The organism is Mycobacterium sp. NGS29, assembly GCF_059812965.1.
On record NZ_JCALDR010000005.1, the window covers coordinates 245,111 to 266,336 of the forward strand.

A 21,226-nucleotide genomic window follows, 5' to 3' on the forward strand; every position below is an offset into this window, starting at 1 on the left:
ACTTAAACCCTCTCGATGATCGTCGCGACACCCATGCCGCCGCCAATACACAGCGTTATCAACGCGCGTCGGGCGTTGCGCCGCTCCAGTTCGTCGACCATGGTGCCGGTGATCATCGCGCCGGTTGCTCCCAGCGGGTGTCCCATGGCGATGGCGCCACCGTTGACGTTGAGCTTCTCGTCCGGGATGTTCAGGTCCTTCTGGAACTTCAGCACCACGGAGGCGAACGCCTCGTTCAGCTCGAACAGGTCGATGTCGTCGACGGTCAGCCCGGCCCGGTCCAGCACCTTCTGGGTGGCCGGGGTGGGTCCGGTGAGCATGATCGTCGCGTCCGCACCGGTGGTGGCGGTAGCGACGATGCGCGCCCGCGGGGTCAGGCCCTGCGACTTGCCGGCCGCCTCGGAACCGACCATCACCAGCGCGGCGCCGTCGACGATTCCGGACGAGTTACCGCCGGTGTGCACGTGGTTGATCTTCTCGACCCAGTGGTAACGCTGACGCGCCACATCGTCGAATCCGGCCATTGCGGCCAGGCCCTCGAAGGCGGGCTTCAGCTTGCCCAGGCCCTCGGCGGTGGTGTCGGGGCGCATGTGCTCGTCATGATCGAGGATGAGCAGGCCGTTCATGTCGACGACCGGCACGATCGACTTGGCGAAGTACCCACCCGACCACGCCTCGGCGGCCAGCTTCTGGCTGCGCAACGCGTAGGCGTCGACGTCGTCACGCGAGAAACCCTCGATGGTGGCGATCAGGTCGGCACCGATGCCCTGGGGGACGATGTAGGCGTCGTAGCTGGTGGCCGGGTCGGCCATCATCGCGCCGCCGTCCGACCCCATCGGAACGCGGCTCATCGATTCGACGCCGCCGGCGAGCACCAGATCGTCCCAGCCGGAACGGACCTTCTGCGCCGCGGTGTTGACGGCCTCCAGGCCGGACGCGCAGAACCGGTTCAGCTGGAAGCCACCGACGGTGTCGGGCATGCCGGCGGCCAGCACGGCGGTGCGGGCGATGTCGCCACCCTGGTCGCCGACCGGGGAGACGCAGCCCAGGATGACGTCGCTGATCAGGTTTTCGTCGAGGTCGGGGTGGCGCTTGCGCAGCTCCTCGATCAGGCCGACGACCAGGCTCAATGGCTTGACTTCGTTCAGCGAACCGTTGCGTTGCTTGCCGCGCGGTGTACGGATGGCCTCGTAGATGAAGGCTTCTTCGGACATGTGAACTTCCTGTTCGGAGAGGGTGTGGATCCGTCTTAAGAGTAGGTCCAGCACAGGAACCCTAACAGTTGCCCCGGCCAACCTGTTGGTTGGGCCGGTCCGCCGCTGGCTGGGACACGGTCGCGGGCGCGGTCACGGTCGCGGCGCGGGCGTCACGCTGGCGTGGCGCCCGACGCCGAGCGTCACGCCAGCGTGACGCCCGACGCGACCAACAACCCAATAAGCTCGTTCTCCATGACCGTCTCGCGGCTACAGCCCTACGCGACCACGGTGTTCGCCGAGATGTCGGCGCTGGCCACGCGGATCGGCGCGGTCAACCTCGGCCAGGGCTTTCCCGACGAGGACGGTCCCGCGGAGATGCTGCGGGCCGCCCAGGACGCCATCGCCGACGGTATGAACCAGTACCCGCCCGGCCCGGGCATCGCCGCTCTGCGACAGGCCATCGTCGCGCAACGCCGACGACGCTATGGCATCGAGTACGACCCCGATACCGAGATCCTGGTCTCGGTCGGGGCCACCGAGGCCATTGCCGCAGCGGTGCTCGGCCTCGTCGAACCCGGCTCCGAGGTGCTGCTGATCGAGCCGTTCTACGATTCCTACTCACCGGTGGTCGCGATGGCCGGCGCGACCCGGGTGCCGGTCCCGCTGGTTGCCGACGGGCGCGGTTTCGCGTTGGACGCCGACGCGCTGCGACGCGCCGTCACCCCGCGCACCAAGGCTCTGATCGTCAATTCGCCGCACAATCCCACCGGCGCGGTGCTGAGCGCGCCAGAGCTGGCAGCCATTGCCGAGATCGCAACGGCCGCAGACCTTTTGGTGATCACCGACGAGGTCTACGAGCATCTCGTGTACGACGACCACCGGCACCTGCCGCTGGCCGGTTTCGACGGCATGGCCGAGCGCACGATCACCATCTCCAGTGCGGCCAAGATGTTCAACTGCACCGGATGGAAAATCGGATGGGCCTGTGGCCCAGCACATCTCATCGCCGGATTACGCGCCGCCAAACAGTATCTGAGCTACGTCGGCGGAGCACCGTTCCAGCCCGCGGTGGCTCTGGCGCTGAACACCCAGGACGAGTGGGTGGCCACTCTGCGCCAGACGCTGCAGCGCCGGCGCGACCGGCTGGCGGCCGGACTGACCGACATCGGGTTCGCGGTACACGACAGCTTCGGCACCTACTTCCTGTGCGCGGACCCGCGCCCGCTCGGACACGACGACAGCACCGCCTTCTGCGCCACGCTGCCGGAGCGCGTCGGGGTGGCCGCGATACCGATGTCGGCCTTCTGCGACCCGGCCGCCCGGCACGCCGGGCTATGGAAACACCTGGTGCGCTTCACGTTCTGCAAACGAGACGACACGCTCGACGAAGCGATCCGGCGACTGGCGGCGCTGGGCGATCGACGGCACTAACCGCCCATCACCCGCTTGCGCAGTCCCTCCAAGGCGGAATAGAGGATCTTCTTGCGGGCCCGGTTGACCAGGAACTCGGGCAGCGGCGCAGAGGGTTCGACGGTGATGGTGAACCGCACCCGGGTCTTGTCGGCGCCTTCGCGGGTCAGGTTGTACTCCCCGTGCTGGGCATGCTGCTGAAGCGTTTTGGTGGCGTCCCACACCATCCAGTCCGGCCCCCAGTGATATTCCAGCAACTCCTTGTCGACGATGCCGACCACCTTGATGGTGACCTTGACGTGCCGGGGGCGGCCGTCGGGCCAGGTGTCGATGACTTCGGCCCGCTTGTGCACCGACGACCAGGACGGCACCGCGTCCATGTCGGCGAGCGCGTCGATGATCACGTCCGGCGACGCATCGATCAGCACTTCACCCGATGCTTGTATGGCCACTACTGCTCAAACTAGCAACCTGGCGGCGCGGACTCCGCGGCCAACTATTCGTCCGGGCCGGGCTCCGCGCCCAGCACCTGCTCGCGCAATCCCCGGGCCGCGGCATCCAATACGTGTTCGCTGGCCCGCCGCACGATGAATCCGGGTATCGGTCCGGCCGGTTCGACGGTGATGTCGAAACGCACCCGGGTTTTGTCCAGTCCCTCGGGTTTGAGGTTGTACTCGATATGTTGGCCGTGCTGCTGGGCGGTCTTGCCGGCGTCGTACACCACCCAGTCCGGACCCCAGTGGTATTCCAGGATCTCCTTGTCGACCAGGCCCAGGATCTTGATGGTGGCCTTCACGTGGTGGGGCCGGCCGTCCGGGTAGTAGTCGAGCACCTCGACACTCTTGTGCAGTGGTGACCAGGAGGACAGCGCGCCGACATCTGACAGCGCCGCCATGACCACTTCCTGGGGCGCATCAATGACGAATTCTCGCGATGCTTTTACGGCCACTGGTTCTCAAGCTAGCAACGCTCGGCACGACCTGGGGAGCGGTTGTCGGAAATTGTCGGATACCAGCCGATTTCACCGAGCGCCGCGGTATCAGCCCTTCTTCACCTTCAACACGCGGTTGCGCAGCTCTTTGGTCGCCGAGTCGATGGTGCCCTTGACGGCCCGCTTGAGCACGAACCCGGGCAACGGCACGTTCGGGTCGACGCTGATCTCCATCTTCACCAGCGTCTCGTCCCCTTTGGGCACCAGGGTGTACTTCCCGTCCTGCGACTTCTGCTGACCGGAACTGACCAGCGTCCAGGTCACCTCGTTGCCATTCCAGGTGTAGGCCACCACCTGCTCGTCGGTGATGCCCGCGGTCTTCACCTTCATCTTTACTTTGCTCGGACGCCCGTCGTCTCCGGTCTCCAGGATCTCGGCGGTCTGGTGCGGTTCGGACCATTCGGGCATCGCCTCGAAATCAGCGATGACATCCAGGATCTCCTCGGGACTGGCTTCGATGACGATGTCGCGGGATTCTTTGATTGCCATGGCCCGCACCATATCGCGACCGTGCCCCGGCGGGAATAGTCGTTTCGCCGGTATCGTCGCCACGGGCGTACCGTCGTTTCCGTGACCGATTCTGCCTATACCGTCGGCGACTATCTGCTCGACCGCCTCGCCGAACTCGGCGTCACAGAGATCTTCGGCGTGCCCGGCGATTACAACCTGGCTTTCCTCGACCACATCGTGGCCCACCCCAAGCTGCGCTGGGTCGGCAACGCCAACGAACTCAACGCCGGTTACGCCGCCGACGGATATGGGCGGCTGCGCGGAATGTCAGCCGTGGTAACGACATTCGGCGTCGGTGAGCTTTCGGCGACCAACGCCATCGCGGGCAGCTACGCCGAGCACGTGCCCGTCGTGCACATCGTGGGCGGGCCCTCGAAGGACGCCCAGGCCACCCGCCGGGCGTTGCATCATTCGCTCGGCGACGGCGACTTCGAGCACTTCTTCCGGATCAGTCGCGAAATCACCTGCGCGCAAGCCAATCTCATGCCAGCCACCGCGTGCCGTGAGATCGACCGGGTGCTGTGCGAGGTGCGCGAACAGAAGCGGCCCGGGTACCTGCTGATGTCCACCGACGTGGCGCGCTTCCCCACCGAACCGCCGGACGCGCCGTTGCCACGCTATGCCGGCGGCACCAGTCCACGGGCGCTGGCCATGTTCACCGAGGCGGCGGCGAAGTTGATCGGCAACCGCCAGTTGACCGTGCTGGCCGACCTGTTGGTGCACCGCCTGCAGGCGGTCCGGGAACTGCAGGCGCTACTGGCAGCCGACGTGGTGCCGCACGCGACGTTGGTGTGGGGTAAGAGCCTGCTCGACGAGAGCTCGCCGAATTTCCTCGGCATCTACGCCGGCGCGGCCAGCACCGAACGGGTACGCACCGCCATCGAGCAGGCACCGGTCCTGGTGACCGCCGGGGTGGTGTTTACCGACATGGTCAGTGGGTTCTTCAGTCAACGCATCGACCCGGCCCGGACCATCGATATCGGCCAGTACCAGAGCAGCGTGGCCGACGAGGTGTTCGCGCCGCTGGAGATGGGTGCGGCGCTGCAGGCTCTGACAGCGATACTGACCGAGCGCGGTATCCGTTCACCGGATGTGGCACCGCCACCGGCGCAAGCACCGGCCCCCGCCCCGGGCCGCGACGAGGCTCTCACCCAACGGATGCTGTGGGACCGGTTGTGTTCGGCACTGACCCCGGGCAACGTGGTGTTGGCAGATCAGGGGACCTCGTTCTTCGGCATGGCCGACCACGTACTGCCCCAGGGGGTCACCTTCATCGGCCAACCGTTATGGGGTTCGATCGGTTACACGTTGCCCGCCGCCTTCGGGGCGGCGGTGGCCCATCCGGACCGCAGAACGGTGCTGCTGATCGGCGACGGTGCCGCTCAGCTGACCGCGCAGGAACTGGGCAGCTTCTCCCGGGAGGGGCTTTCCCCGGTCATCGTGGTGGTCAACAACGACGGCTACACCGTCGAACGCGCCATCCACGGAGCAACGGCGCCCTACAACGACATCGTCGGCTGGCGCTGGACCGATCTCCCCGGCACGCTCGGGGTGGAAAATCACCTCGCGTTGCGCGCCGAAACCTACGGCGAACTCGACGACGCGCTCACCGCCGCCGCCGCCCATCGCGACCGCATGGTGTTCGTCGAGGTGGTGTTGCCGCGACACGAAATCCCGCCCCTGCTCGCCCAACTCGTCGGACCGATGCAGCCGAAGGACCACTGAACGCGGCTACGCCGAATGGCGCGGACTCCTCGTCTCGCTGACGGACGCGATGATCGCACGCACGGTGCGACGGCAGCGTCCACAGTCGGCACCCGCGCCGCACGCCGCGGCAACTTGGTTACTCGTCGACGCGCCCGCGCAGACAGCTTCGGTGACCATCTGGCTGGTGATGCCATTACACAGGCACACGTACATCGCGCCGGTCAGTCCGTCCCGATGCGCATCATGTCGAAATACCGGCCGACGAACAGCGGCGGGTAGGCGCCGATTCCCACCCCGCTGAGCCATTGCGCCGCCGCGTCCGGGTGCTCGATCCATTCCCGCGCGCTGTCCTCGTCGGCGAATTCCTGCAGGATCAGCACCTCGTGTGAGTCGTCGAAAGCCTGAAAGACCCAGGTCTTTCGGATCCCGGCGGCGGTGAACCGGTCCATCGCGAGACCGACTTCGGTGTGCAGCGTCGTCACACTGTCCACGGACGCGAAGGCGGCCACCACCACGCCGGGCGCCCGGCCCGTCGCTGCCGGAGGTTCGGCAATGAACCTGTCCACGATCTCGCCGGCGAAGACGGCCGGGATGTCGTCGACGCCGACGGCATCGAACCAGTCGAAGAACACCCGCGACTGCAACAGCTCTACGATCGGCTCGCGGCTGTGCACCCCGATCATCACCAGCACCCGGCCGTAGTCGTGGGTGGAGATATAGACCAGCACGTGATGGGCGCCGATGTCGGCGAGCGCGGCTTTGCGACGCTCCAGCAGCGGCCACACCTTGGTCGGGTCCGGAATCCGGTAGTCCGACGCGATCACCATCGAGTGAATGTCGCCGTTGCTCATCACAGGCCTATGCCGGATTGAACTGTGAGATAAGCCATTTCCCGTCGGCCTTGGTCAAGGTGACCAGCACGCTGCTGTTCGTCATCGCCGGTTCCGGACGGTCCCTGCTCTGAGTGCTCTGGTTGATGAACAACAACACGATGGCCGAGTCCGGACGGAATTCGGACAACGCGCCGCGAAGCACCACTGCGGTCGTCTTGACTGCCTTCTGCTTTGCGGCCGGAGCGACGATCTGCGAGGTGAACTGGTCGTAGTAAGACAGGAAGTCACCGGTCAGATGTGATCTCGCGGTGGAGAAGTCGTGGTCGAGCGTGTCCGGCGAGTAGGACAGGATGGCGACGGTGCCGTCACTGGCAGCTGCGATTGCCGCCTTGGCTTCGGCTGCGTCGACCTGCTGGTCCGGCCGGTAGGAGAACCAGTACAGGGCGGCCAGCACCGACAGCGAACTGACCACCAGCAGGGCCAGCGCGGCGATGCCGAGCTTCCCGGCCCAACGACTTTTCGTCCTGCCGGCGGTCGGGTTCTTCAATCGGGCGGTCAAGCGATTGCGGCCCGAATCCCGGCCGTCGGCTGGCGAATCGGCGTCTTCGGCATCCACCGTGTCCTCGACGACCGAGGTCTGCTCTGCGCTGTCGTCGACCACCGACGAGTCCCGTTCGGTCACGGCACGAACTCCACTTTCGACATCTTGAGCCGACCACCTTCCCGAGTCATCGTCACGATCAGCCGGTACTTACGTGGATCCTGTTTGGCACCAGCGGCATTCGTGACCTCGGAGGTACTGGCCACGAGCACCACCGCCGAATTCTCGGTCATGGTGTCGAGTTCGACAGCGGCAGCTTGAACGCTTCCCTGCGAGATCACTTTCGACTCTTCGACGACTTTGGTGAAATCTTCGGCCATCTTCAGAAAGTCGTCCTTGAACGTTCCGGTGGACACTTCCAGGATGTGTTGCACGCCTTCTTTGGCGTGTTCGTAGTCGAGCGAAGTCAGCGTCACGACTCCCTGCCGTGCGCCCGCGGCGAATTCGGCAACCTGCTGGCGTTCCCGGGTGGCGTTGCGATGCAGCACGGACATCTCCACGCTGGCCCCCACCGCGAAGAGCGTGATAGCGACGGCCAGTACCGCTGCCACCGACTTCAGTGTCGGTCGGCGCAGGCCGCGCCGCGCGGATCTGGCAGCCGGTTCCTCGGCGTTTTCGTCGTCCGCTGCGTCAGCGTCCGTTTCGTCGGAAAGCGTCTCGGTGGTGCGATCGTCCGCAACCTCGGTGTCGCGCTCCTCGATGCGGGCCGGTTTCACCGGCTCCGGTTGCTCCGCTGCTGCAGTGGCTTTGGCGCCGCCGGCCTTTTTCACCGGGCCCTTGGCCAGTTTGATCTTCGCGGCGTCGGGCTTGGCGAGCGTGACCGTCGGTTCGGCCGGCTCGATTGTTGCGTCGTCGACTTCCAGTCCGTTCGTGCCGGATCCGACCTCGGTGCTTGCGACGATTTCGGCTTCGCGGCGCAGCCGGATGGCGCGGGCACGCGCGCGGGCAGCGGCGGCGAGGGCTTCGGCCTCGGCGGCCTCCGCCTCGGCCTCCTCGGCCAGGGACCGCATTTCCGCGACACTCTGCGGTGTGTCGTCCTTCTTCACCGGCGCCGATTTCGCGTCGTCTGCATTACGGCGGGTGCCGCCGTCCTCCGCTCACCGGCTCGGGAACGAGATCGCTCGCCGCTCAACTCCGAACTCCTCTACCGCTTGTCCGTCGGTGACAAGGTGCCTGGTAGCCGCCGACGGTGTCGGGAAAATGCGTTAACTTGTCGCCCGATCCCCATTCCGTCCGGGATCCGCCGTACGCCAGCCGTGGCCACACCCTACTCGCCACCGCAACCATGATGGGCCGGACTGGCGGCGGCCACTCCGGCATGTCGTCGGCCGTCGGAGAACGAGATTATCACTTTCCGTCGGCAATATTACCGTCCGGGCCGACACGGACCGCGCAAAACCGCGTCAAACTGTGGAAATACCGTTCTTGCTTTCGGCATATGCAACTGCCGGAGGATGCCGAGCGCCACTCAGCGGAGGAGATCCTTGACGACCTTGCCGGTGGCGTTCATCGGCAGCGCGTCGACGAATTCCACCACTCGCGGCACCTTGAATCCAGCCATACGCTCCCGGCACCAGTCGATCAGTTCCGGCGCGTCCACCGGACTCTTACGGACGACGAATGCCTTGCCCACCTGCCCGAGCCGTTCGTCGGGAGCGCCGATCACCGCCACCTGGGCAATGGCGGGGTGCTTGAGCAGGAAGCCTTCGATCTCGGCCGGGTAGGCGTTGAATCCGCCCACGATGAACATGTCCTTCTTGCGGCCGACGATGCGCAACCGACCCGACTCGTCGATGCTGCCCAGGTCCCCGGTGTGTAGCCAGCCGTCGCCGTCGATCGCCTCAGCGGTGGCGACCGGATCGTTGAGGTAGCCCTGCATGACCCCGTACCCGCGAACCAGCACCTCGCCGTCCCCGGCGATGCGCACCTCGACCCCGTCGCACGGCAGACCCGCGGTGGAGGCGACCTCCGCAAAGGAGTCGCCGGGCCGGGACAAGGTGACGTTGCCCGCCTCGGTGAGCCCGTACCCGGTCATCAACGTCTGGAACGGCAACTCACCGTGGATGCGACGGACGAGTTCGACGGGGATGTCGGCGGCACCGGTGACGCCGGCCCGCAACGTGGCCAGCTTGGACTTGTCCGGCACCGTCAACAACGAGTGATACAGCGTCGGCGGGCCGGGCAACATCGTAATGCGCTCGCGCTCAATAAGATCCACCGCGGTGGCGATGTCGAAAACCGCTACCGGCAGCATCGCGGCACCACGCAGAAAGGACGCGACAAGGCCCGCTTTGAGACCGAAGGTGTGGAAATACGGATTGATCATCAGGTAGCGGTCACCCTCGCGCAGATCCGCGAGGGTCGCCCACTCCTCGTACATGCGCAACGTCTGAGCGTGATTCATCATCGCGCCCTTGGGCCGCCCGGTGGTGCCGGAGGTGAAAATGATGTCGGAGACATCGGCGCCGCTGACCGGGCACTCGAACGGTGATCCGGCGTCGAGGAAGCCGGATTTCAGGTCGATGACCGGTATCCCGGCCGGCGCCACGAAGTCCTGCCCCAGGAAGCGCTGCTGGACCAATACCGCCTTGGCCCCGCTGCGGCCGATGACGTCAGCGGCCTCCGCCACCTTGAACCGGGTGTTGACCGGCACCAGGACTCCCCCGGCGGTCAGCAGGCCGAAGGCGGCAACGATCCACTCGGCACAGTTGGGCGCCCAGACGGCCACCCGGTCACCCCTGGCGATACCGAGATCGGCAAAAGCACCTGCCGCACAACGTATTCGGTGGACGAGCTCAGCGAAGGTGTAGCGCAGCGGACCGTCCACGACCGCTTCCGCATCGCCGAAGCGATCCACCGCGCTCAAGACCATCTCGGGGATGGTCTGCCAGCTGACCCGGTCGGTCACACCGTGACGAGTCGACCGAGATTGCCACCCATGATCTTCGCCTGGTCGTCGGCCGACAAGTGCGACAGCGCCTCGATGTAATAGGTCGGCTCCGCCAGCCCTTCGGGATGGGGCCAGTCCGACCCGTACAGCACCTGGTCCACGCCAACGAGGTTGACCAGGTCGTCGATACCGTCCTCGAAGAACGGGCTGACGTAGATCCGGTTCTTGACCATCTCGACCGGGTCGCTCGGGAATGCCTCCGGAGCCTTGCGGAAGACCTCCGCCAGGCCGTCCAGCAGCGGGGTCATCCACTTCGACCCGGCCTCGACGATCGCGACCTTCAGCTTGGGGTGGCGATAGAGCGCGCCGTGAATGACCCACGAGCCCACCGAGTCCTGGATCGGCCGCCACTCGTTGAGGATGCCCATTGCGTTGGTCTGGAACGGCAGCATCTCGGCGCTGGCACCGTCCCATTCGGAGGTGTACCGGGAGTAGCCACTGTCGCTGGAGTGCATGCCGACCAGCACGTCGTACTCCACGACCCGCTCCCAGAACGGGTCGAACTCGGGCAGCGCGAACGACCGCGGACCACGGAAGCCGGGGACCGGTGCCGGGCGGACCAGGATGCAGCGGGCACCGCGCTTGACCGCCCATTCCAGCTCTTCGATCGCCTTTTCAACGATCGGCAGGGTGATCACCGGGGTGGTGAAGATACGGTTCTGGTAGTTGAAGCCCCAGACCTCGTCGAGCCACTGGTTCAGCGCATGGACCAGCACATGGATGGCAACAGGGTCGTCCGACAACCGTTCCTCGAGGAGGCTGGCCAGCGTCGGGAACATCAGCGTCTTGTCCAGCCCCAGCTCGTTCATCACTTCCAGGCGCGGGCCCGGCTCGAAGAACGCCGGGATGGCACGCATCGGCTCACCGAACAGCTCGCGCTTGCTCTTGCCTTCCGGGTTGCCGTACTTGAAATACTCTTCCCAGGCTCCGGGTTTGGCGACGACCTCGAAGGTCGGGTTGGGAATGTAGTTACTGATCTGGCCGCGGATCGCGATCTTGGTGCGCCCGTTGACCTGCACGTACTGGACGTGGTTCTGGTATTCCTTCGGCAGGAACTTGGTCAGCGCCTCCGGCGGCTCGTAAAGATGGTTATCCGCGTCAAAGATCGGAAACGGGACGTCAACCCGGTGCGACAACTGACCCATGAAATCCTCCTTCGCAATTAGTGAGAATCATATTCTCCTATATCGCCGTGCGCAACGTGCACCCACCCCCCGCGCGGGCGGCACGGTGCGGGTCAGCACTTCGCGTTGATCTTGAAATCGGCGCTGGCCGCCTCGCCCGGTTTGGCCGTGGTGGACCCGTTGGCCGTGCCGGTGATGATGAACGACTGGCCATCGAAGCGGGTGGCGGCGTCGGCTCCGCCGCCGTGGGAGTAGGTGCCGGTGAAACCACCGAAGTTGTGGAAGCGGACGGACACCGTGGACGCCGGATTTGCCCGCTGGTCGACGACGATCTTGGCGCCCGAGGCGTCGTCACCGAGTTCTATGGTGCGAAACCATTCCTGCTGGAAGCAGCGCACAACTCGGGGCCGCACCTCGTTCCCGTTGACGGTCGCCACCGCGGTGCTGGCCAGCTGGCCTTGCGAGGGGGCGCTGCACGCCCCGAAGACGGGTGCCGCCAGCGCTACGGCCGCTGCCGCGGCGATTCGGTTCCGCACCTGGCCACCCCAATCCGCAGGCGTCCGGACAACTTCTGGACCTGCAGCGATGATGCTATTCTCCCTAGACGAGAATGCCAATATCGGCGTCGCAAGTCCGGGTTGTACCGAGGAGCTGAACACGCATGGTGGACCTGGATTTCGACGACGCCGAGACCGGGGTGGCAGTGCTGACCATCGATCGGCCGCACGCACGCAATGCCATCTCGCTGGAAACCATGGACCAGCTCGACCATGCGCTCGACGGCGCGAGCGGGGCGTTGGCACTGGTGATCACGGGTGCCGGCGACCGGGCTTTCGTCTCCGGCGGAGATCTCAAGGAGCTCAGCGCGCTACGGACCGAGGACGAAGCCGCGGCGATGGCCCGCCGGATGCGCACGCTGTGCGACCGGATCGCCGGGTTCCCGGCGCCAGTGGTCGCGGCGATGAACGGGCACGCCTTCGGCGGCGGCGCCGAGGTCGCGGTGGCCGCCGACATCCGGGTGGCCGCCGACGACATCAAGATCGCCTTCAATCAGGTGCAACTCGAAATCATGCCGGCGTGGGGCGGCGCCGAACGTCTGGCCGCGCTGGTCGGCAAAAGCAGGGCCCTGCTGTTGGCCGGTAGCGGGACCGCAGTCGATGCCGTCGAGGCCGAACGCCTCGGACTGGTGGATGTGGTCTTACCGCGGGCATCCTTCGACTCGGCCGACCAGGGCTGGCGCTCGGTCGCCAGATCCCTCGCCCGCCGTCCGGCCGCCGAGATAAAACGGGTAATCAGCGGAGTTTCCCCTGATGAGGCGATAGCATCGTTTGCACGGCTGTGGCTGGCCGACCCGCACTGGCAGGCCGCAGCACTAGTCATGAACCGCAAAGCCAATCCGCGCCCAGCAGCCGGAGGAGCGATATGACGACCAGGGCAACGCCGCAACTGGGCATCGGAGCAGCGCTGCTGTCAGCGGTTCTGCTGGCCGGCTCCGGTATAGCGGCCGGCACCGGCACGGCACGGGCTGACGACGACCCGCCGCCCGCGCACCGGGTCGTCTACACCATCACCGCCAACAACCCGGCCTACGCCGATATCTACTACCAGGACCAGGATCCGGCGAAGTTTTCGGACTACAGCCACAACCCCTACCCGTTCACGCCGAATGTGCAGGCCGATATCGCCCCGGGACGGCCGTGGAGTCAGACGGTAATGCTGGTGGATCCCGCGCACTGGGCGATGGTCAGCGTCAGCATGCAGCGTCAACCCGGCTTTCCGGGCTTTCACTGCACCTTGTCGGTCGACGGCGCGGTGGTGGTGTCCAAGGATGGAGAACGTGGGGTGCTCTGTTCGCTGCGCACCTGGTGAACCACCCAGGTCGGCGGGATGTCCGCGATCGGCTCCGGCTCGCCTTCCAACCTGCGCAGGTGATGTTCGACGAACTTCAGCGTCTCCGGGTGACCCACCGACACACCCATCGCCTGCTCGAGCACCAGGAACCGCGACAGGCTGGTCATCAGCACGGTGAAAACCACCGGCGGCACGAAATCGGTATTCAGCTTGCCCTGCGCCTCGTACCGCTGCATGGCAGCCGACACCACCTGGCGTTGTTCGTCGCGAAAACGGTCGGCGTAGTAGGCGATTTCGGCGCGCATCTCTTTGCGGTGGTTGGCCAGCGCCATGAATTCCATCGAGATACGCGTGAACCCGGGATCGGTGCCGAATCGCCACAGCGCCCACAGCGGTTGCGGCAACTGCAGCAACTGCGCCTGGGCCTGCAGCCCTTCCTCAGCGCGGCGCCGGAAGACGGCCAGAAACAGGTCCTCCATGGTGCGGAAGTAGTAGTGCACCAGCTGCGGTTTGAGTCCGGCCTTGTTGGCGAGCCGCCGCGACGTCACCGCCGCGTAGCCCTCCTCGATCATCAACTGTTCGGCCGCGTCGAGCAGCAGGCCGCGATTCTTCGCGTCCGGCGCCCCGATCCTGCGGGCCGATGTCATGCCGTACCCGTCCTCTCTGCGCTCGCCCGATGATCAGGCCGATCGTATCCGCGACACGGTTCGGTACCGGCGCAGTGATCTTGACCACGACAATACCGCCATGCTAAGCAGGTGCTCAGCAGACGTTCTAATCGGGCGACGCCAGCTCTCGTCGCCGACTGACCAATTGGCGACACGGTGCTGCGGGCCGGCTTCGGGAGGAATGCACGATGAGCGATTACGACACCATTGATTTCTTCACCGATCCGTCGCTGGTACCCGACCCGTACACCTACTTCGATTACCTGCGCGCCCAGAACCCGGTGCTGCGTCTGCCGCACTATGGGGTCGTCGCCGTCACCGGCTACGAAGAGGCGACGGCGGTCTACAAGGACACCGACTCGTTCTCCAACTGCGTCGCGCTCGGCGGGCCGTTCCCGCCGCTGCCGTTCCAGCCCGACGGCGACGACATCAACCATCAGATCGACGAGCACCGGCACTGTTTCCCGATGTTCGAGCACATGGTCACCATGGACCCGCCGGACCACAGCCGGGCGCGGTCGATTTTGAGCAGGCTGCTGACGCCGAGCCGACTCAAGCAGAACGAGGAATTCATGTGGCGCCTCGCCGACCGCCAACTCGACGAGTTCCTGGTCAACGGCAACTGCGAATTCATCGGTGAATACTCAAAACCGTTTGCCACGTTGGTGATCGCCGATCTGCTCGGCGTCCCGGAGGAGGACCACAAAGAATTCCGGGTGGTACTGGGCGCCGACCGTCCCGGCCGCGTCGGGGCCCTGGACCACGAATCGGTGGGCGTCAATCCGCTGGAGTGGCTCGACGACAAATTCTCGGCCTACATCGAGGACCGCCGCGCGCACCCGCGCGAAGACGTCCTGACCGCGCTGGCCACCGCCAAGTATCCGGACGGGACGACGCCGGAGGTCATCGACGTCGTCCGGTCAGCCACCTTCCTGTTCGCCGCCGGCCAGGAGACCACAGCAAAGCTGCTCAGCGCCGCACTGCAGGTGATCGGCAACCGTCCGGACATCCAGCAGCAACTCCGCGACAACCGCAGCCTGATTCCGGGGTTCATCGAGGAATCCCTGCGCATGGAGAGCCCGGTCAAGAGTGATTCGCGATTGGCGCGCAGGTCGACCCAGGTTGGCGGAGTGGACATTCCGGCCGGCACCGTGGTGATGGTGTTGCCCGGTGCGGCCAACCGTGACCCGCGCCGCTTCGACGACCCGCACGAGTTCCGGCTGGACCGCAAGAACGTCCGCGAACACATGGCGTTCGCGCGCGGCGTGCACTCCTGCCCCGGCGGCCCACTCGCCCGGGTCGAAGGCCGGGTGTCCATCGAACGGATACTGGACCGGATGGCCGACATCAACCTCGACGAAGCCCACCACGGCACCGCCGACGACCGCCGATTCACCTACGAGCCCACCTACATCCTGCGCGGACTCAACCAGCTCCACCTCACCTTCACACCCCAGGAGCCACCGGCCGGGCGACCGGTCAGTTGATCGCCAGGCCGATGAAATAGCTGCCGAACAATCCGGCCGCGATCAGCAATACCCAGGCATCGGTGAGCCGGCGCAGTCGTGCGGGCGCCTCCCGGACTTCCATGAACTCGCGAAAGATGATGCGCACCTTGATGAGTGCGATGACGATGACGCTGGTCGTGAGCACCACACTGGTGCCGTGGACGGAGTGGTCGATCCACAGGTAACCCAACGTGAGCATGGCCAGTACCGCCCACACCACCAGCAGCCGCGCGTTGGGCTTCACCGCGTCACCGCACCACGTACAACAACGCGAAGATCAGCACCCAGAGGAAATCGACGGTGTGCCAATAGGTTGCGCACGTTTCAATCAGTGTTTGAGAGTCGGCGGTGCCACGCCGGGCACCCAGGAGGCGGTAACCGATGACACCGAGGACGACGAATCCGATGAGCAGGTGCACGAAATGAATGCCGGTGAGGAAGAAGTAGTAGCCGAAGAAGTCGTTGCTGTCCAGGCCGTTTCCGGCATGCACCAGCCGGGACCATTCGAAAACTTTCAGAGACAGAAAGACTGCGGCGAACGCGGCCGTCGCCAGAACGTCGCGCAGCGCTGCCCGATACGCGCCGGCGCGCGCAGACTGCACGCATCGCGCCACTGACCAGGAACTCAGCAGCAACACGAGTGTGTTCAGCACGCCGATGCGCAGATCCAGGTGCTCCTGGGAGCTCAAGAAGAGCCCCGGGCTCCTGGTCCGGTAGAACAGGTAGAAGCCGAAATATCCGGTGAATATCAGACTTTCGAACAGGACGAAGGCCCACATGTCCGGCTGGCCCGGCACGAACGTCGCGCGCTTGTCTTCTCCGGCCAGCTCGGTCATGACGCGCCCGCGTGTGCCGCCGCGCGCTTACTGGGCAGCTCGGGTAGCGGTCCGGTACCGAAGTCTTCACGCCGGATCATCCGGAAGAGCATGACGACAAAGGTCACCTGATAGATGCCGAACACCACCATGTCCAACCACCACGCGATCTGCCCGTTCCAGGCCAGCACGCCACGCCCGAAGATCCAACACGGCGCCACGACGACCTCGGTCAGCGCGTTGCACAGATTGAGATAGCCGAACCACTTGGGAAACACCCGATTCTTATCGATCAGTATCGCGACCATCCACAGCAGCGACCCGATCAGGAAAACCCCCATGGTCCCGTCGAACGACAAGAAGGCGAAGTCGTAGAGCCAACCGATCGCCTCGGGATCTCGGTGCGGGCGTAGTGTCCCGACGATCAACGCGATACAGAGCAGGAGCAGGCCCGGCACCGCGCTGAGCGCATAGATCAGCAGGTAGGAGTATCCGAACGCGCGGCTCACCGACATGCGCCGCATGGAATAGGCGATCAGGGCGTTGTTGATCGCGTTCATCCCACAGATGACGAAGATGACGCCGAGCCCGATGGGGATGCCGAGGCGGCGTTCATTGAACCAGTGCACCTGTGTGGCCAGGTCCCAGGTGGGCTGGGGCGGCGGCTGGACTTGGGCCACGATGAAGAACACCGGGAAGAAGATGTTGTAGAAGACGACGAGTGTCCACCAGGCCAACCACAGCTCGCGCTTGGGGTTGTGCCGCAGGTGCCAGGCAAACCGGTGCCGCCAGGGGCCCCGCGGTGCGGCCGAGCGCTCCGGTAGCGCCACCACCGCGCTCAAGCGGGTTCCAATGTCATTGCCTGGCTTTGGTTTTCAGATCGTTCCCGATATATGGCCTGGGACAGGACCACGCCGGTCACCACGATCCAGACGGTGATGGCGATGTTCTTCAACCAGAAGGACAGCACGCCGTCCCATGCGAGCGGACCCGACAACGACAGGCCCACGAACGCCGCCGGGACCAGCGCCGCGGCTACGACGAGATTGAAGTGACCCACCCAGCGCTGGAACACCGGTCGCGGCTGATCGTCGAAATAGATTGCCAGAGCCAAGATTACGCTCTGCCCGATCAGGTAGGGAACCAGGATGGTGAAGGTGATCCAGGCGAAATCGTTGAGCAACTGCGTCAATTCCGGTCGCCGTTCCGGTCGGAATGCGGCCAGCAACCAGCACACGTTGGCGATCAGGAACAAGGTGGGGCCGCCGGCGACGCAGCCCAGCATCGCGTAGGAGAAGATCGGGGTGCGATGAGCCATCCGGCGAATCTGCATCGCAACCAGCACCAGGATCGGCACCAGGCACACGCCGAACCAGTTGAAGACGATCATGCTGTACCGGATCTCGGGCAGATGAGCCGGATCGCGATAGAACGCGGCCACCTGCTCGGCCGTCATCGACGGAGACATCGGCGGGTGAAATCCCGGGAACAACAGGAAGGCAGCGATCCAGATGAGCAGCAGGACCGGCAGCGTCCAGAGCAGGATCACCTCGCCATCGATTCGCCGCGCGGCGGGTGATCGTGGCGGGGTGGCTGCAGCGCCGATATCGGACATCGATGACTCCTTCGGGCTCGTCAGCGAAGCTAGCCGAACGGCTACCCCATCGTCAATAGCCGATCGGCTACTCTGACTGCGTGGTCTCAGCACCGAGCCGATTCCGGTTCATCACCCGCAGCCCCGCGCAGCTGCGCATCCTGGATGCCGCCCTGCAGCTGATCGGTGAGAACGGTGTCGGCGGAACCTCACTGCAGATGATCGCCGACGCCGTCGGCGTCACGAAAGCCGCTGTCTACCACCAATTCAAGACCAAGGAGCAGATCGTCATCGCTCTCACCGAGCGTGAACTCGGCGGTCTGGAGGAGGCACTGGAAGCCGCCGAAGCACACGATCACCGGACCCGGGCGCGCGACGTACTGCTGGACCGGGTCATCGAGGTTGCCGTCGAGCGGCGCGGTGCGGCAAGCACCTTGCAGTTCGACCCCGTCATCGTCCGCCTGCTGGCCGATCACCAGCCGTTCCAGCAGTTCATCGAGCGCCTCTACGGTGTTCTCGTCGACGGCGTTGCCGAGGACGCGCGCGTCTCGGCTGCCATGCTCTCGGGTGCGATCGCGGTGGGGGTGGTGCATCCGCTGGTCGCCGACATCGACGACCAGACCCTACGCACCCAACTGCTGCGGATCACCCGGCGTCTGTTCGACGCCGCCGCTGAATAGCCCGATCGCATTTTCACGACGCGGTTACTCAGATACCGTTCCTCTATGGAGACAGTTCGTCGTCTGGCTGCCGCAGCGATCATGATCACCACCGCCTTCATGATTGCGAGCGCCGCCACCGCTCAGGCCGACGACCCGCAGTGGCCGTGGGTGGGGTATCACTGGTGCCCCGGCCAACCCTATGACGAGGCGGCTTGGGGCTATAACTTCGATCCGTCCACGTGTCACGATGCCCATCATCGCGACCGCGACGGCACGATCCATACCGACGACTACTTCGGGCCGAGCCCGTTCCAGGATCAGCCGAACATCCCGAACACGCGACCATGAGTCGGTGGCACGATCAGGTGTCGCCGCGCTCCCAACGTTGGAAACCGTCATGGGCGTTGCAGACCAGGAACAGACCGTCCGGAGCCTGTGCGACATAGAAAGTCGGCCATTCGGAGCACGAGGCGTTCTCCTGCTTGACGCCGACCATCGGCGGTGACCGGAACCAGCGCGGTTCATACCGCCGCGGGGAGCCGCAGAACATCAACCGTCCCGGCTCGGTGGCGAACGATACGTAGTAGTCCGCGGTGCCGAACACGAAATACGTGGTGTTGTCGCACGGCGCACCCAGCACCTGGTGTCCGGCGATGCCCGGCGTGCAGTCCGCGTAATCGCAACTGGCGGGATCGGCGGCGGCGGGCGGCGCAGGCAGGCCCGCGGACATCGCCAGGCCCAGCGATGCAGCGATCGCGCCGATAATGAATCGCACCAACTTAATTTGCCACAGTAGGTCTGAAAATTCATTACCTTGGTGACAGATGGTAAGAAAATTCTCCTGGTTCGAGAGGAGCGCATTGTGCGCCGGCCGAGCGGGCATCTGCCGTACGAGTGCTAATGTGACTCTCGCCGTGATTCCGGGCGAGGAGGTGCTCGATGCCGCCGGGTGAGCTATCAACCGAGGCGCTCGACGCCGACATTCCGATCGAGGCCCTCCTCGACGGCGACGACGATCTCGCCGAAGCAGAAGCGCGCGCCGAGATTGCCCGAGCCCGTGCAGTCGCGTTGCGCGAACAGGCCGAGCGGGCCGCAACCGGGTCCGGCAATCCGCCGGATGAGGAACGGCGGTCGTGGGCACGCCGGTTCCGGCCGCGTCGCCCGGGTCGCAGGACTCTTGCCGTCATCGCTGCGATTCTGGTCAGCTGCGGCGCACTGGCGGGCAGCGGCTATTTGATCTGGCATCACCAAAGGGTGGTTCAGCAAACTCAAAGGACGGCCGAATTCGCTGCGGTCGCCCGCAACGCCGTGCAGATCATGATGTCGGTCGACTCGACAAAAGCCAGAGCGGACATGCAGCGTTTCGCCGATGAGACCACCGGACAGTTCAAAGCCGGCGTCCTGATGGGCGCCGAAGACATGGTCAGGTCCCTCGAGGAATCAAAGGTCGTCACCAAGGCATCCGTGCAGTCCGTGGCGGTGCAGTCGATGACCAGTGACTCCGCGGTTGTGCTGGTCGCGGCCAGATCGGAGATCACCAAGCCCGATCAGTCCAAGCCGGAGATCCGGACCTGGCGGCTGGTCGTCAACGTCGCGACCGACGCCGGACGACTCAAGATCGCCAAGGTCGAGTTCGTCCCATGACCGCCGACGCCGAGGCGATGCAGAAGTCGGTCCGCCCGGTGACGACCGGCCGGGACGGGCACCCGACGCGTCGTTGGCTGGCTAAGTGGCCCGCGATGGTGCTGACCCTGCTGCTGCTGACCAGTACGGGATTCGCCACCTGGTACTTCTTGGCAACCTATCGGTCGGATTGGCAGACCGACCGCAACGTCACGCACCAGGTCATCGGAGCAGCCAGCGACGGCGCGGTGGCGCTGCTTTCCTACTCACCGGACACGCTGAGCCATGACCTCACGAACGCCAAATCCCGGGTCACCGACGACTATCTGCTCTATTACCAGCAGTTCGCCGACCAGATCGTCAGTCCCTCGACGCAGCGCGCGCAAGTGACGAGCACCGCGACCGTCGTCAAAGCCGCAGTGACCGAACTGCATCCCGATTCGGCGGTGGTGCTCGTCTTCGTCCGGCAAAAAACGGCAAGCAAAGAAAAGCCGGAGCCAGTAGTGACATCGAGCAGCCTTCGGGTAACGTTGAAAAAAGTCAAAAGTTCGTGGCTAATTGAAAAATTTGAAGGCTTGTGAGCACGCTTCTTATATATCGTGAAGTCCGGACTCCATTTCAATGGTAGTAAGCGCGTCGAGGAGCAACTCATGATGCGTCCGATCAGTGCAGCGGCTGCTGTGACACTCTCGGCGGCCACCCTGGTCGCCGGCCTAGGAACAGCCCCGCCGGCATGGGCCTACGACCCCGCAATCAATGGGACCTACACCGCCACCCAGATCGGCGACTGGGCCAAGACCAGGCAGGTGTATCACGATGAGGACGTGGTCCGAAGCACGTGGACCATCTCCTCGTCCTGCTCGACCGCTCAAGACTGCGCCGGCCGGGTGGTCAGCGACCAGGGCTGGACCGCGCAACTGTACATGCACGACGGAACGACCTGGTTCGTCAAACGCGACATCCCGAACTGGGAGGTCTGCGAGGACGGCACTTCGTACATCGGCCACTCGAATATCTACTTCTATCCCGCCGACCCGGTGACCGGCGCCAATACGCTCAACCCCGAATCGACGGTGTTCGCCGGGCGGGAGCGCACCAGTGCCGCAAGTGGCGCCTGCGGCGTGAACCTTCCGCTGTACATCGAACAGCCGTTCCGGCTGGACCGGATCGGCTGAGCAGACAA

Annotated in this window: 27 protein-coding genes; 10 read left to right on the plus strand and 17 right to left on the minus strand. The window is 65.0% G+C overall.

The features are described from left to right. Positions 1-2: 2 nt before the first annotated feature. Positions 3-1,214, minus strand: a complete 1,212-nt coding sequence (locus AC5Y5Z_RS09520; protein WP_463827308.1) for an acetyl-CoA C-acetyltransferase — start codon at positions 1,212-1,214, stop codon at positions 3-5. A gap of 234 nt (positions 1,215-1,448) precedes the next feature. Between AC5Y5Z_RS09520 and AC5Y5Z_RS09525 the strand changes: the two genes are divergently transcribed. Continuing rightward, entirely contained in the window at positions 1,449-2,627 is a 1,179-nt protein-coding gene (locus AC5Y5Z_RS09525; protein WP_499924820.1) for a pyridoxal phosphate-dependent aminotransferase, read from the plus strand. Here AC5Y5Z_RS09525 and AC5Y5Z_RS09530 read toward each other — a convergent pair. The 3 genes from AC5Y5Z_RS09530 to AC5Y5Z_RS09540 all read right to left on the minus strand — a co-directional run bounded on the left by AC5Y5Z_RS09530 (position 2,624) and on the right by AC5Y5Z_RS09540 (position 4,086). Then, positions 2,624-3,058, minus strand: a complete 435-nt coding sequence (locus AC5Y5Z_RS09530) for an SRPBCC family protein (protein ID WP_463827306.1) — start codon at positions 3,056-3,058, stop codon at positions 2,624-2,626. The genes AC5Y5Z_RS09525 and AC5Y5Z_RS09530 overlap by 4 nt on opposite strands. Before the next feature lie 44 nt (positions 3,059-3,102). After that, a complete protein-coding gene (locus tag AC5Y5Z_RS09535) occupies positions 3,103-3,555 on the minus strand; it encodes an SRPBCC family protein (RefSeq protein WP_499924822.1) in 453 nt (150 codons plus the stop codon). 90 nt (positions 3,556-3,645) lie between these two features. Continuing rightward, a complete protein-coding gene (locus AC5Y5Z_RS09540; protein ID WP_499924824.1) occupies positions 3,646-4,086 on the minus strand; it encodes an SRPBCC family protein in 441 nt (146 codons plus the stop codon). An 81-nt stretch (positions 4,087-4,167) separates the two neighbouring features. Between AC5Y5Z_RS09540 and AC5Y5Z_RS09545 the strand changes: the two genes are divergently transcribed. After that, positions 4,168-5,832 (plus strand): alpha-keto acid decarboxylase family protein, encoded by a 1,665-nt coding sequence (locus AC5Y5Z_RS09545; RefSeq protein ID WP_499924826.1) that lies wholly within the window; start codon positions 4,168-4,170, stop codon positions 5,830-5,832. Between the two features lie 6 nt (positions 5,833-5,838). Here AC5Y5Z_RS09545 and AC5Y5Z_RS09550 read toward each other — a convergent pair whose 3' ends face one another. The 7 genes from AC5Y5Z_RS09550 to AC5Y5Z_RS09580 all read right to left on the minus strand — a co-directional run bounded on the left by AC5Y5Z_RS09550 (position 5,839) and on the right by AC5Y5Z_RS09580 (position 11,858). Then, a complete protein-coding gene (locus AC5Y5Z_RS09550) occupies positions 5,839-6,027 on the minus strand; it encodes a (2Fe-2S)-binding protein (RefSeq protein ID WP_463827302.1) in 189 nt (62 codons plus the stop codon). Positions 6,028-6,035: 8 nt separating this feature from the next. Beyond that, positions 6,036-6,665 (minus strand): fatty-acid--CoA ligase, encoded by a 630-nt coding sequence (locus AC5Y5Z_RS09555; protein WP_463827301.1) that lies wholly within the window; start codon positions 6,663-6,665, stop codon positions 6,036-6,038. Positions 6,666-6,672: 7 nt separating this feature from the next. Then, on the minus strand, positions 6,673-7,329 hold the full coding sequence (locus tag AC5Y5Z_RS09560; RefSeq protein ID WP_499924827.1) for a twin-arginine translocation pathway signal: 657 nt from the start codon (positions 7,327-7,329) through the stop codon (positions 6,673-6,675). Continuing rightward, on the minus strand, positions 7,326-8,294 hold the full coding sequence (locus tag AC5Y5Z_RS09565) for an Rv1363c family protein (RefSeq protein ID WP_499924829.1): 969 nt from the start codon (positions 8,292-8,294) through the stop codon (positions 7,326-7,328). The genes AC5Y5Z_RS09560 and AC5Y5Z_RS09565 overlap by 4 nt, the downstream gene beginning before the upstream one ends. A gap of 422 nt (positions 8,295-8,716) precedes the next feature. Further along, positions 8,717-10,156, minus strand: a complete 1,440-nt coding sequence (locus AC5Y5Z_RS09570; RefSeq protein ID WP_499924832.1) for a FadD3 family acyl-CoA ligase — start codon at positions 10,154-10,156, stop codon at positions 8,717-8,719. Next, positions 10,153-11,343, minus strand: a complete 1,191-nt coding sequence (locus AC5Y5Z_RS09575; RefSeq protein ID WP_463827297.1) for an amidohydrolase family protein — start codon at positions 11,341-11,343, stop codon at positions 10,153-10,155. Before AC5Y5Z_RS09575 ends, AC5Y5Z_RS09570 begins: the two co-directional genes overlap by 4 nt. A gap of 92 nt (positions 11,344-11,435) precedes the next feature. Then, positions 11,436-11,858 (minus strand): lipoprotein LpqH, encoded by a 423-nt coding sequence (locus AC5Y5Z_RS09580; protein ID WP_463827296.1) that lies wholly within the window; start codon positions 11,856-11,858, stop codon positions 11,436-11,438. Between the two features lie 125 nt (positions 11,859-11,983). Here AC5Y5Z_RS09580 and AC5Y5Z_RS09585 point away from each other — a divergent pair, with 125 nt between their 5' ends. Together AC5Y5Z_RS09585 and AC5Y5Z_RS09590 are read left to right on the plus strand one after the other, a co-directional pair. Next, positions 11,984-12,748, plus strand: coding sequence for an enoyl-CoA hydratase/isomerase family protein (locus AC5Y5Z_RS09585; protein WP_499924834.1), 765 nt, complete (start codon positions 11,984-11,986; stop codon positions 12,746-12,748). Beyond that, positions 12,745-13,191, plus strand: coding sequence for an Rv2576c family protein (locus AC5Y5Z_RS09590; RefSeq protein WP_463827294.1), 447 nt, complete (start codon positions 12,745-12,747; stop codon positions 13,189-13,191). Before AC5Y5Z_RS09585 ends, AC5Y5Z_RS09590 begins: the two co-directional genes overlap by 4 nt. Here the strand turns inward: AC5Y5Z_RS09590 and AC5Y5Z_RS09595 are convergent. Beyond that, positions 13,107-13,820, minus strand: coding sequence for a TetR/AcrR family transcriptional regulator (locus AC5Y5Z_RS09595; RefSeq protein WP_499924837.1), 714 nt, complete (start codon positions 13,818-13,820; stop codon positions 13,107-13,109). The genes AC5Y5Z_RS09590 and AC5Y5Z_RS09595 overlap by 85 nt on opposite strands. 209 nt (positions 13,821-14,029) lie before the next feature. Between AC5Y5Z_RS09595 and AC5Y5Z_RS09600 the strand changes: the two genes are divergently transcribed. Further along, the gene (locus AC5Y5Z_RS09600; protein WP_463827292.1) at positions 14,030-15,328 is read left to right on the plus strand and encodes a cytochrome P450; all 1,299 of its coding nucleotides are present in this window, start codon (positions 14,030-14,032) and stop codon (positions 15,326-15,328) included. On the opposite strand, the gene AC5Y5Z_RS09605 is transcribed toward AC5Y5Z_RS09600, so the two are convergent. The 4 genes from AC5Y5Z_RS09605 to AC5Y5Z_RS09620 are packed head-to-tail and all read right to left on the minus strand — an operon-like array spanning position 15,321 to position 17,779. Beyond that, positions 15,321-15,593: a cytochrome C oxidase subunit IV family protein gene (locus AC5Y5Z_RS09605; RefSeq protein ID WP_463827291.1), complete on the minus strand. Its 273-nt coding sequence runs from the start codon at positions 15,591-15,593 to the stop codon at positions 15,321-15,323. The two genes, AC5Y5Z_RS09600 and AC5Y5Z_RS09605, sit on opposite strands and share 8 nt — an antisense overlap. A gap of 4 nt (positions 15,594-15,597) precedes the next feature. Continuing rightward, positions 15,598-16,185: a cytochrome c oxidase subunit 3 family protein gene (locus tag AC5Y5Z_RS09610; protein ID WP_499924839.1), complete on the minus strand. Its 588-nt coding sequence runs from the start codon at positions 16,183-16,185 to the stop codon at positions 15,598-15,600. After that, complete coding sequence (locus AC5Y5Z_RS09615; protein ID WP_499924841.1) at positions 16,182-17,006, minus strand: hypothetical protein; 825 nt, start codon at positions 17,004-17,006, stop codon at positions 16,182-16,184. Before AC5Y5Z_RS09615 ends, AC5Y5Z_RS09610 begins: the two co-directional genes overlap by 4 nt. Continuing rightward, complete coding sequence (locus AC5Y5Z_RS09620; RefSeq protein ID WP_499924843.1) at positions 17,003-17,779, minus strand: hypothetical protein; 777 nt, start codon at positions 17,777-17,779, stop codon at positions 17,003-17,005. The genes AC5Y5Z_RS09615 and AC5Y5Z_RS09620 overlap by 4 nt, the downstream gene beginning before the upstream one ends. A gap of 80 nt (positions 17,780-17,859) precedes the next feature. Here AC5Y5Z_RS09620 and AC5Y5Z_RS09625 point away from each other — a divergent pair, with 80 nt between their 5' ends. Further along, entirely contained in the window at positions 17,860-18,438 is a 579-nt protein-coding gene (locus tag AC5Y5Z_RS09625) for a TetR/AcrR family transcriptional regulator (protein WP_499924844.1), read from the plus strand. A gap of 45 nt (positions 18,439-18,483) precedes the next feature. Continuing rightward, a complete protein-coding gene (locus AC5Y5Z_RS09630; RefSeq protein WP_499924846.1) occupies positions 18,484-18,768 on the plus strand; it encodes an Mtp family mycobacterial-type pilin in 285 nt (94 codons plus the stop codon). A gap of 13 nt (positions 18,769-18,781) precedes the next feature. Here AC5Y5Z_RS09630 and AC5Y5Z_RS09635 read toward each other — a convergent pair whose 3' ends face one another. Then, a complete protein-coding gene (locus AC5Y5Z_RS09635) occupies positions 18,782-19,195 on the minus strand; it encodes a hypothetical protein (protein WP_463827285.1) in 414 nt (137 codons plus the stop codon). Between the two features lie 164 nt (positions 19,196-19,359). Here AC5Y5Z_RS09635 and AC5Y5Z_RS09640 point away from each other — a divergent pair, with 164 nt between their 5' ends. The 3 genes from AC5Y5Z_RS09640 to AC5Y5Z_RS09650 all read left to right on the plus strand — a co-directional run bounded on the left by AC5Y5Z_RS09640 (position 19,360) and on the right by AC5Y5Z_RS09650 (position 21,218). Further along, entirely contained in the window at positions 19,360-20,064 is a 705-nt protein-coding gene (locus tag AC5Y5Z_RS09640) for an Rv1363c family protein (RefSeq protein ID WP_499924847.1), read from the plus strand. After that, positions 20,061-20,624, plus strand: a complete 564-nt coding sequence (locus tag AC5Y5Z_RS09645) for a twin-arginine translocation pathway signal (RefSeq protein ID WP_463827283.1) — start codon at positions 20,061-20,063, stop codon at positions 20,622-20,624. The genes AC5Y5Z_RS09640 and AC5Y5Z_RS09645 overlap by 4 nt, the downstream gene beginning before the upstream one ends. A gap of 69 nt (positions 20,625-20,693) precedes the next feature. Continuing rightward, positions 20,694-21,218, plus strand: coding sequence for an Rv2253/PknI dimerization domain-containing protein (locus AC5Y5Z_RS09650; RefSeq protein WP_463827282.1), 525 nt, complete (start codon positions 20,694-20,696; stop codon positions 21,216-21,218). Positions 21,219-21,226: the final 8 nt, after the last annotated feature.

Coding starts and splice junctions, on each gene's coding strand:
- AC5Y5Z_RS09600 (WP_463827292.1), top strand. CDS start 14,030: ATGAGCGATTACGACACCATTGATTTCTTCACCGATCCGTCGCTGGTA.
- AC5Y5Z_RS09540 (WP_499924824.1), bottom strand. CDS start 4,086: ATGGCAATCAAAGAATCCCGCGACATCGTCATCGAAGCCAGTCCCGAG.
- AC5Y5Z_RS09520 (WP_463827308.1), bottom strand. CDS start 1,214: ATGTCCGAAGAAGCCTTCATCTACGAGGCCATCCGTACACCGCGCGGC.
- AC5Y5Z_RS09595 (WP_499924837.1), bottom strand. CDS start 13,820: ATGACATCGGCCCGCAGGATCGGGGCGCCGGACGCGAAGAATCGCGGC.
- AC5Y5Z_RS09620 (WP_499924843.1), bottom strand. CDS start 17,779: ATGTCCGATATCGGCGCTGCAGCCACCCCGCCACGATCACCCGCCGCG.
- AC5Y5Z_RS09590 (WP_463827294.1), top strand. CDS start 12,745: ATGACGACCAGGGCAACGCCGCAACTGGGCATCGGAGCAGCGCTGCTG.
- AC5Y5Z_RS09585 (WP_499924834.1), top strand. CDS start 11,984: ATGGTGGACCTGGATTTCGACGACGCCGAGACCGGGGTGGCAGTGCTG.
- AC5Y5Z_RS09650 (WP_463827282.1), top strand. CDS start 20,694: ATGATGCGTCCGATCAGTGCAGCGGCTGCTGTGACACTCTCGGCGGCC.
- AC5Y5Z_RS09640 (WP_499924847.1), top strand. CDS start 19,360: ATGCCGCCGGGTGAGCTATCAACCGAGGCGCTCGACGCCGACATTCCG.
- AC5Y5Z_RS09610 (WP_499924839.1), bottom strand. CDS start 16,185: ATGACCGAGCTGGCCGGAGAAGACAAGCGCGCGACGTTCGTGCCGGGC.
- AC5Y5Z_RS09525 (WP_499924820.1), top strand. CDS start 1,449: ATGACCGTCTCGCGGCTACAGCCCTACGCGACCACGGTGTTCGCCGAG.
- AC5Y5Z_RS09550 (WP_463827302.1), bottom strand. CDS start 6,027: ATGTACGTGTGCCTGTGTAATGGCATCACCAGCCAGATGGTCACCGAA.
- AC5Y5Z_RS09575 (WP_463827297.1), bottom strand. CDS start 11,343: ATGGGTCAGTTGTCGCACCGGGTTGACGTCCCGTTTCCGATCTTTGAC.
- AC5Y5Z_RS09645 (WP_463827283.1), top strand. CDS start 20,061: ATGACCGCCGACGCCGAGGCGATGCAGAAGTCGGTCCGCCCGGTGACG.
- AC5Y5Z_RS09630 (WP_499924846.1), top strand. CDS start 18,484: ATGGAGACAGTTCGTCGTCTGGCTGCCGCAGCGATCATGATCACCACC.
- AC5Y5Z_RS09555 (WP_463827301.1), bottom strand. CDS start 6,665: ATGAGCAACGGCGACATTCACTCGATGGTGATCGCGTCGGACTACCGG.